We start from the raw sequence: 8,135 nt of genomic DNA, 5'->3' as shown, positions 1-8,135 counted from the left end.
CGCCGCCGCGACGGCCCTGCGCAGCGCGCCGGGGCGTGACACGCGCCGCGGTCGGGGTCGTCGGTGCACGGGATACCTCCGATGGGTCGGTGACCGGGGGCGGCGGGCGGCCCAGGGCGGACCGGGCGGCACACCCCGGCCGGTGATCCCTTCGGCGTGTGCGGGGCCGCCGGTCGTGGTGGCGCGCCCGAACCGGCCGTCCGCCCGGGTGAACGCCTCGCCGGGTGTCCGCAACCGTAGGGGCGGCCGCCGCCGTCCGAGAATGGTGTGACGGCCCACAGGCCGCGAACGGACCTGTACCTCCCGCCCGTTGCACCCCTCAGGCCGCCCTGCTACCGGGCCGGCGAGCGGTTCCATCAGTGTTGCTGATGCGCGGTGAAGCAGACCGCGTTGGACGAGATCACGACTGCGGCTCCAGGATGGCCGCATGACCGTTTCCTCTGCGCTCGCCTCCTTCGCCGTGGTGGCGGGCATGCTGACCGTCATGCCGGGACTGGACACCGCGCTGGTGCTCCGTTCCGCCCTCACCCTGGGCCGGCGGCGGGCCTTCGCGACGGCGGTGGGGATCCTGTGCGGCGTGCTCGTGTGGGGTGTGGCCGCGGCGGCCGGTGCCTCGGCGGTGCTCACGGCCTCCCGTCTGCTGTACGACGTGCTGCGCGTGGCCGGCGCCGCATACCTCGGGTGGCTGGGGATCGGCATGCTCCGCCGGACGCTCAAGGATCGCGGCCGGCCGGTGCCGGAGCACGCCGCCGACCAGACGGGAGCCGCGTCCCCGGAGTCGACCTGGGCACGGTGCTGGGCGCGGGGGCTGGGCACCAGCCTGCTGAACCCGAAGAACGGCGTCTTCTACATGGCGATGCTGCCCCAGTTCATCCCCAGCGGCGCCCCGCATCTCCTCATGGGGGTTGTCCTGGCGGCCGTCCACGACCTGGAGGGGCTGATCTGGTTCAGCGCGCTGATCTGGGGCACCCGCCTCGTCCGCAGGTGGCTGAACCGCGGCTCGGTGCGGCGGGCCATCGACGCGATCACCGGCACGGTACTCGTCGGCTTCGGCATCAAACTGGCCCTCGGAGACGCCTGACCCCGCGCCCGGGGCGTCCTTCTTCTCGCCGCCGCACCAAGTCAGGGGCGCGGCCGCTCCGAGCGGGCCGGCGCAGGCCCGACGGCCGAGTCCGCCATGCCTCGTGGCGGACCGTGGACCACACGTGACCCCTGTCCCGGTCCCGCGGGGAAGTGTTCGCGATGCACGGGACCGGGATAGAACACGGCGCTGTCCCCACCGAACATCTCCTCACCGGCCAGGTAGCGGTACAGCCATTCGGCGAAGGAGAGCGCGTAGCCGGCCCACTCGCCCTCCCTGTTCATGACGGCGATCCCGTCAGGGACTCCGTGGGCTTGGGGAGCCAGAAAGACGAGGTGGCCCTGGTCGGTGCCGGCGAGGGGGATGAGGCCCTGGGCCGACCCGAAGGTGATCTCGGGAAGGCCGAAGATGACGCGGGGGTCGAGACGGGGCTCCACGTCCTGCTGCACCACCTTCTCCTGTGACCAGAGCCGGGAGATCTGCCGCATCCACGTCCCGAGATCCCACCAGCCGTCCGTCGGTCGTAGCAGGTTGAGGTGATGGTTGATCTGACAGGCCCCGTACCTGTCGGCGATCGCCTTGAAGTCCTCGGGCAGCGACCGCCCCAGCTCTCCTTCCAGTCGCAGCCAGGCGGCAGCGTCGGGCCGGAAGTCATTCGACGGGCCGATCATGTCGATGACGGCTCTCAAGTAGTCGGTCATGGCCTCTCAAACTGGTGCCGGGGACAGGTGCCTCATCATCGACCACGCCTCGGGCGGTCCGGCCGGGGGGGATCCCCGGCGCGGCAACCGATGCTCACCCCCGCGCGTCGAACACCACATGGAACGTGAACAGCTCTTCTCGCTCGTACCCCTGCTGATCGGGGTGATCTTCCTCGGCTTCGGGGTCCACGGACTCCGCCTCGCCGGGGAGCTCCGTCGTACGGGTGTCACGGCGGTGGGGCGGGTCGTGCGATACCGCACCCGGGATGACCACGACGGCGCCACGTATCACCACCCGGTCATAGCCTGGACGACCCGCGACGGCCGCGCGTGCGAGCACTCCTCCAGGCTCGGCCGCGGCACCCCACGCATCCCGGTCGGGAACTCGGTCACGCTCCGGTACGACCTGGAGGACCCCAGCCGCTTCGCGATCCAGGGCTGGGACTCCACGACGGCGTACAGGGTGTTCACGGTCCTGGGGACCGCACTCACCGCAGGCGGGCTGGTGACCCTCCTCCTGACCACGTGGTGACCGTCGGCCAGGTCAGGTGCGCGGTGAGGGCGGGGACGGCTATCGGGGGCTGACCGTGACCGTGTACGTGGTTCCGGCGCGGCCGCGGGTGTTCACGGAGACGGTCTGTCCGCGTCCCTCCCAGCTGGAGTCGCCGCCCTGGACCGTGACGCGGTAGCCGTTCGGGTAGGCGTCCCGGGGCACGGTGATCCGGGTGGGCCCCCCGGCGCCCTCGCGGGTGCGGAAGGTGAGGCTGTAGGTGCTGGTGGCCGGGTCGTACGCGAAGCCGAGCGGGTCACCCGCGACCGCCTGCGCGTAGGGCTGGGCGAGCAGCCGGGCCTCGGGCTTCGCCGCCCCCGTCCGGTCGAGGAAGCAGTAGCCGCCGCCCCGGCACCACTGCCACCACGTCCAGCCGCTGGAGAAGCGGTCCAGCGCGGCGGTCATATCGGTGACGAACCGGCGCGCGTGCGGAACGTACGGGTTGCCGCCCCACTCCCCGACGATCACCGGCATGCGGTTGCGGGCCGGGTAGTCGCTGATCGCGGCCTCGTAGGCGGGGATGAAGGTGCCGTCGGGGTCGTAGTCGCCGCCGGTCTCCATCGCGGTCTCGTAGAAGTGCGGGGCGTACCCGGCGTGCGGGTCGTCGATGCGTCCCATGCGCGTGGGGACGCCGAGCCCGACGATGACGGTGGGTTCGACGAACACCCACGACGCGTCGTCGACCAGGCGGACCGCCCGCGCGAGGCGGTTCCACATCTCGGTGAGCTCGCCCGCCTCGAATCGGGCCGCTGCGGCGGGGAGGTCCTCGCCCTCGAGGAACTTCGCGAACGGCTCGTTCATCAGGTCGTAGCCGAGCAGCGCCGGGTGGCGGCCCAGGGCTGAGGCGACCGTCATCCACATGCGGGCGTGCGCGGCACGGAGGTCGGCGTCCTTGTACAGGTGGTCGAAGGCGGCCTGCACGGACGGCTCGAAGTACTCGGAGAACCAGTCCTCGGGTATCGGCGTGAACGGCAGACCCTCGTCGCGGGTGGCCCAGCCGGGAACGCCGCGGGAGCCGAAGTGCGGGCCGTAGACGTCCTGGTGGGCATCGAGGATGACCTTGACGTGGTACCGGTCGGCCCAGTCGAGGATGCGCCGCATCCTGGCGAGGTAACCGCGGTCGTAGTGGCCCGGGGCGGGTTCGAGGTCGTCCCAGAAGAAGGCGAGGCGCGCGAGGTTGAAGCCCCGGGCGGACATGTCCCTGAGGTCGCTCTCGTGGATGCCGGAGAACGCGTCGGCGCCCCGGCCGCTCTTGTCGGCGAGGTTGAATCCGCGCCACTGCAACGCGCGGCCCTGGCCGTCGGCGATGAAGGTACGGTCACCGACCGTGACCCGGTCGGGGGCGCGGCCGGGGGAGCGGTCGGGGTGGGCCTGGGCCTGCGCGGGCAGGGCTCCGAGCAGGAGCGCTGCCACGGCGAGGGCGACGGGGGCGAAACGGGAGGACCGGCGCATGCGGGAGACCCTTTCGGGGCGGATTCTCGGGCGGCGTGTCACTGGCCGGTCGGATGTTACTGATGAGTGGTGCAAGTTCCCATGGTCGTGCGGGAGTCGGCGGAAGACGACGTCCCCCGGCCGCACGGGCGGGAAGGCGGCGGCCGCCGGGGCAGGATGGCGTGGCGCCGCCTCAGACCGGTCAGCCCAGGTGGACGACGCGGGCCCACGGGGGCAGGGTGGGGACGTAGTCCGGGTCCTCCTCGTCGTCCGCGGGGGCGGGGCGGGGGAAGAGGCCGACGACCGTGCGGCAGGACGGCTGGGCGGAGGGCCAGGGCGTCTGCCCGTCCGTCAGGGCCACGATCACGTCCGGCCGGGGGCGGCAGCGCAGCGCCCGGGCGAAACCCGACCGGAGGTCCGTGCCGCCGCCCCCGATCAGCTCCAGGTTCTCGGCCCGGCACAGCGGTGCGGCCACCCCCGCCGCCGCGTCGCAGGAGATCACCGAGACCAGATCGCGGCGGCCGCCCACCGCCCGTGAGATCGCCGCGACCTCCAGCAGCGCCGTCCCGAGTTCGGCGTCACTGACCGACCCGGAGGTGTCGATCACCACGCACACCCGGGGCGGCATCCGCCGCAGGCTGGGAAGAACGACACCGGGCACCCCGGCGGAACGCCGGGACGGCCGCCGATAGCTGTGGTCCTCACCCACCCCCGGCCCGCCGGCGGCCGCACGGACCGCCGCACCCAGCAACTGCCGCCACGGCTGCGGCGGATGGAAGGCCTCGTCCGCCCACCGCCGCCAGCCCTCCGGCGCGTCCCCGGGCCGGCCGGTGATCGCCTCGGCCACCCGGAAGCGCACCGCGTCCCGCTGCTGCCGGCTCAGTCCGTGCGCGCCCTCCGGTCCCAGCTCCCAGGGACGCGTCCAGCCGTCCGCGCCACTGCCGCAGTCCAGCCAGGCCAGTTGCGGAGTGTGGTCGATCATCGAGAAGCCGCGCAGGTACTCCTCCATCAAGAGCCCCTCGGGCAAACCGGCCAAGGCCGGCCGAACGGCCCCGGCGGGCATGGGCAGCCCGTCGCCGTAGATGTCGTCGTTGATCTCGAAGTCGGCGGCGATGTTCTGCCGCAGCCGCTGCCCGGGCCCCTCCTCCCCGTGCTCGCGCGCGTACCGCTCGCCGCGCTCGTGGTGGTCCCGCAGCAGGTGGGAGACCTCGTGCACCCACACGCCCGCCAGCTGCTCCAGCGGGGTGCGCGCCACGAAGGACGGGGAGACGTAGCAGCGCCAGTGGGCGTCCACCGCCATGGTGGGCACCGACCGGTCCTCAACCACGTGCAGCGCGAACAGCGCCCCGGCGAGGTAGGGGCGGACCGTGGCCGCGTGCAGCCGGGCGGCCAGCAGCTTCTCCGTGTCCAGCGGGACCGCGGGGCCGCCGGAGGGCGGGCCCGGGACCGCCGCGCGCACGGGACGCGGGGGCGGGGGAGGGGCCATCGGGCGCGGACGCGGAGGAGGGGCCATCGGACGCGGGTGCGGGCGCGGGTCTGCGGGGGTGGTCATCGGCGCACACCCGTGCCGCTCCCGCGGGCGGCCTTCGCCCAGCGGGCCACCGAGTTCTCCGCCCGCTGGGACAGTCCGACCACCGAGGCGATCCGCTCCACCGCCTCCGGAACCTCCCAGCCGTCGCGCCGGAGCGCGGCGAGCGCCTTCGCCGGACCGACCAGCAGGTCCGGGGCTCCGGTCTCCAACGCCCGGACGAGGACCGCCCAGGCGGCCTCCCACCGCTCGCGTTCCGGACGCGCCCCGACGGCGGCCACCACGCCTTCGAGGGCCGCCTGGCGCAGGTCTCCGCGTTCCGGCAGTTCGGCGGCGGCCGGATCGGCCAGCAGGGAGTCCGGGTCGGGCAGCTCCATCCGGTCGATGTGCGCGAGCAGTTCGAGGCCGGGACCGTCGCCGACCGCGCCCCTGACCAGCAGCGCCAGCACGTCACGGGAGACGGCGGCGGCCGTGCCGAAGGCGAGCAGCGTCATCGCGGCCTCCCAGCTGCGGGGCGAGGGCCACGCGCCGCCGCGCCGGGTCTCGGTCGTCGGCAGCCGGTGGATCAGCGTGGGCCGGGCGGCCAGGAAGCCGCAGACCGCGCGACGGGCGAACGCCACCGCCCCGGTCAGCGCCGCCGGGTCCAGCCGGGGCAGCTCCGCGCGCGGCCAGACCCCGCCGAGGCCGCGCACCACCACCTCGCGGTCGTGCACCCAGTACAGGTGCACGAAACGGTTGGCCAGGGGCGGGCTCAGCTCCCAGCCGTCCGCCGCCGAGGCGCGCGGATTGGCCGCCGCCACGATCCGCACGCCGGGCGGCAGTTGCAGCGCGCCGACCCTCCGCTCCAGTACGACGCGCAGCAGCGCGGCCTGGACGGCGGGCGTGGCGGTGGACAGCTCGTCGAGGAAGAGCAGCCCCCGTCCGGCGCGGACCAGTTCCACGGCCCACTGCGGGGGAGCCATCGGCACCCCGTTCTCGGCCGGGTTCTCCCCCAGAACGGGCAGGCCGGAGAAGTCGGTCGGCTCGTGGACGCTGGCGATCACGGTGGTCAGGGGCAGGTCCAGGGAGGCGGCGAGCTGGGTCAGCGCGGCGGTCTTCCCGATACCGGGCTCGCCCCAGAGCAGGACCGGCAGGTCCGCGGCCACGGCCAGGGTCAGGGCCTCCAGCTGCTCGTCGGCGCGCGGCTCGGTGGTCGTGGTCCGCAGGAGCGTCAGGAGGTCACCGGCGAGGGAGAGTTGGGACCGGTCCCCGGCTTCCGAAAGGCAGGGGAGGGTGGGCAGGAGGGTGCTGGAGGACATGGGGCATCACCTGTGTGGGTTTCGGGGACGGGAGATCCGTCCGGTCGCCGCCGCCGGCGACGAGGGCAAGGGAGAGGGTCTGTACGGGCCGTGACCGGCCGTCAGTCCCGGAGGCCGGTCCGGGGGCGGGTACGGCTGCCCCGCTTCCGGCGCAGCACCAGGGGCAGGCGGCGGTCGAGCCGTGGCCGGCGGCCTGCGACGTCCGCCACGAGGGCAGCGGGATGCACGGGCACCAGACCCGAGCGGAAGAGCCCGTCGTCGAGGCGGCCCGCCACCGCCGCCTCCAGGGCGTCCCGCAGGGGCCCTTCGCGCAGCAGCGCGCCGGGGCCGAGGAGCCCTTCGACCACGGCCAGGGCGCCGGTCACGTCGCCGTGGCCGAGCCGCTCGCGGACCGCGGGCAGGGCCTCGGGGCTGCGGTGGACCGTGTCGATCGCCCGCAGACAGGGCAGGCCGGGGCCGCCGAGTGCCATGAGCAGTTCCTCACGGGCCAGTTGGGCCGGCTCGTGGTCGACCGCCGTCAGCGTCCCGTCCCGCAGCGCGATCCGGTGGACCTCCCCGAGGCAGTCGACCCGGTGCGGGTCCGTACCTCGGGAGGCGTCCGGGCCGTGGTCCCGCGCCGGCCCGGGAACGGACGGCCGTACGGCATCCCGTGCCGACAGCGCGTCCGCGACCAGCGGGTGCAGCCGGTCGGCCCGCAGCAGGCCGGCCCGGAGCAGCTCCAGGTCGGGCAGGGGCCTCGCCGCGGCCTCCGGCAGCACCGGCAGCTCCGCTCGCGCCCGCGCCGACGGCACCTCCCGCAGCGGCCGCAGCACGGGGGCGTGGCCGTCGTCGGGGGCGACGAGCTCGTAGAAGCCGTGGCTGCGGGTACCGAACCGCACGGTGAACGGCCCGCGAGGCGCGTGGCCGTCGGCCCGTAGCAGCAGCTCGGCCTCGGCGGTCCAGTGCTCCGGCGGGTGCGGGGGCCCGTCGTCCCCCGTCCCGCGCCACTCCACGCCGTCCCCGCACCGCACGGCCAGCTCGGGGCCGCGCGTGGCGTCCCAGAGGTGCCGGTGCAGGTCGAGCCGGAAGCGGCGGTCGGGGCGGGGGTGGGGATGGAGCGCGGGTGCGGGGTCCCGGGGCCCTTCCCAGAGCGCCAGCGTCATCCGCTGGCCCGCGTCCGCCCAGGCGGGCGGTGTCCGCACCACGAGCTGCGGCGTGGTCCGGCCGTGGGCCCCGTAGCGTGCCAGGCAGAGGGTGAGGCCGGGCCGCAGACGTCCGTCCGGGGCGGTGCGGGGCATGTGCCAGCGCAGCAGATCGGGCGCCAGACGGCGCAGATCGGCCCGCAGGCGGGAGGTGAGGTCGGTGCCGTGGCGGTCGCGCACGGCGCGCAGATCGAGATCGACGTCGATCCGGGCGGCGGCGCAGGCCCCCGCCCAGTCACCGACGGCTCGGCGCGCCGTCGCGTTCTCGATCATGGACGGTGGCACGGCGTACTCGCGTACGCGTTGCCACATGAGCAGGCGGGCGGGAATCGGTTCCACGAAGTGAGTCGCCATCAGCACTCACC

At 74.4% G+C, this 8,135-nt stretch carries 7 protein-coding genes; 2 read left to right on the top strand and 5 right to left on the bottom strand.

Going from position 1 to position 8,135, the window contains the following annotated elements:
- Positions 1-427 precede the first annotated feature (427 nt).
- Positions 428-1,081 (top strand): LysE family translocator, encoded by a 654-nt coding sequence (locus tag ABT403_RS13020; protein WP_344158533.1) that lies wholly within the window; start codon positions 428-430, stop codon positions 1,079-1,081.
- 41 nt (positions 1,082-1,122) lie between these two features.
- On the opposite strand, the gene ABT403_RS13015 is transcribed toward ABT403_RS13020, so the two are convergent.
- The gene (locus ABT403_RS13015) at positions 1,123-1,782 is read right to left on the bottom strand and encodes an SMI1/KNR4 family protein (protein WP_344158535.1); all 660 of its coding nucleotides are present in this window, start codon (positions 1,780-1,782) and stop codon (positions 1,123-1,125) included.
- A gap of 118 nt (positions 1,783-1,900) precedes the next feature.
- Here ABT403_RS13015 and ABT403_RS13010 point away from each other — a divergent pair, with 118 nt between their 5' ends.
- Positions 1,901-2,314: a DUF3592 domain-containing protein gene (locus ABT403_RS13010; RefSeq protein ID WP_344158537.1), complete on the top strand. Its 414-nt coding sequence runs from the start codon at positions 1,901-1,903 to the stop codon at positions 2,312-2,314.
- Between the two features lie 39 nt (positions 2,315-2,353).
- Here ABT403_RS13010 and ABT403_RS13005 read toward each other — a convergent pair whose 3' ends face one another.
- The 4 genes from ABT403_RS13005 to ABT403_RS12990 form a co-directional block, all read right to left on the bottom strand.
- Positions 2,354-3,784 (bottom strand): cellulase family glycosylhydrolase, encoded by a 1,431-nt coding sequence (locus tag ABT403_RS13005; RefSeq protein ID WP_344158539.1) that lies wholly within the window; start codon positions 3,782-3,784, stop codon positions 2,354-2,356.
- A 181-nt stretch (positions 3,785-3,965) separates the two neighbouring features.
- Entirely contained in the window at positions 3,966-5,315 is a 1,350-nt protein-coding gene (locus ABT403_RS13000) for a vWA domain-containing protein (RefSeq protein ID WP_344158541.1), read from the bottom strand.
- Positions 5,312-6,589, bottom strand: a complete 1,278-nt coding sequence (locus ABT403_RS12995) for an AAA family ATPase (protein WP_344158543.1) — start codon at positions 6,587-6,589, stop codon at positions 5,312-5,314. Before ABT403_RS12995 ends, ABT403_RS13000 begins: the two co-directional genes overlap by 4 nt.
- 101 nt (positions 6,590-6,690) lie before the next feature.
- Positions 6,691-8,124 (bottom strand): thioesterase domain-containing protein, encoded by a 1,434-nt coding sequence (locus tag ABT403_RS12990; protein ID WP_344158545.1) that lies wholly within the window; start codon positions 8,122-8,124, stop codon positions 6,691-6,693.
- Positions 8,125-8,135 lie beyond the last annotated feature (11 nt).

The sequence above is a fragment of the Streptomyces sp. NPDC000075 genome (assembly GCF_040301925.1).
Lineage (GTDB): Bacteria > Actinomycetota > Actinomycetes > Streptomycetales > Streptomycetaceae > Streptomyces > Streptomyces polychromogenes.
This window is presented reverse-complemented; position numbering and strand designations above follow the sequence as displayed.

Bases quoted from the DNA above. Each gene is read 5' to 3' on its own strand.
- ABT403_RS13000 (WP_344158541.1), bottom strand. From the start codon at position 5,315: ATGACCACCCCCGCAGACCCGCGCCCGCACCCGCGTCCGATGGCCCCT.
- ABT403_RS13010 (WP_344158537.1), top strand. From the start codon at position 1,901: ATGGAACGTGAACAGCTCTTCTCGCTCGTACCCCTGCTGATCGGGGTG.
- ABT403_RS13005 (WP_344158539.1), bottom strand. From the start codon at position 3,784: ATGCGCCGGTCCTCCCGTTTCGCCCCCGTCGCCCTCGCCGTGGCAGCG.
- ABT403_RS12995 (WP_344158543.1), bottom strand. From the start codon at position 6,589: ATGTCCTCCAGCACCCTCCTGCCCACCCTCCCCTGCCTTTCGGAAGCC.
- ABT403_RS13015 (WP_344158535.1), bottom strand. From the start codon at position 1,782: ATGACCGACTACTTGAGAGCCGTCATCGACATGATCGGCCCGTCGAAT.
- ABT403_RS12990 (WP_344158545.1), bottom strand. From the start codon at position 8,124: ATGGCGACTCACTTCGTGGAACCGATTCCCGCCCGCCTGCTCATGTGG.
- ABT403_RS13020 (WP_344158533.1), top strand. From the start codon at position 428: ATGACCGTTTCCTCTGCGCTCGCCTCCTTCGCCGTGGTGGCGGGCATG.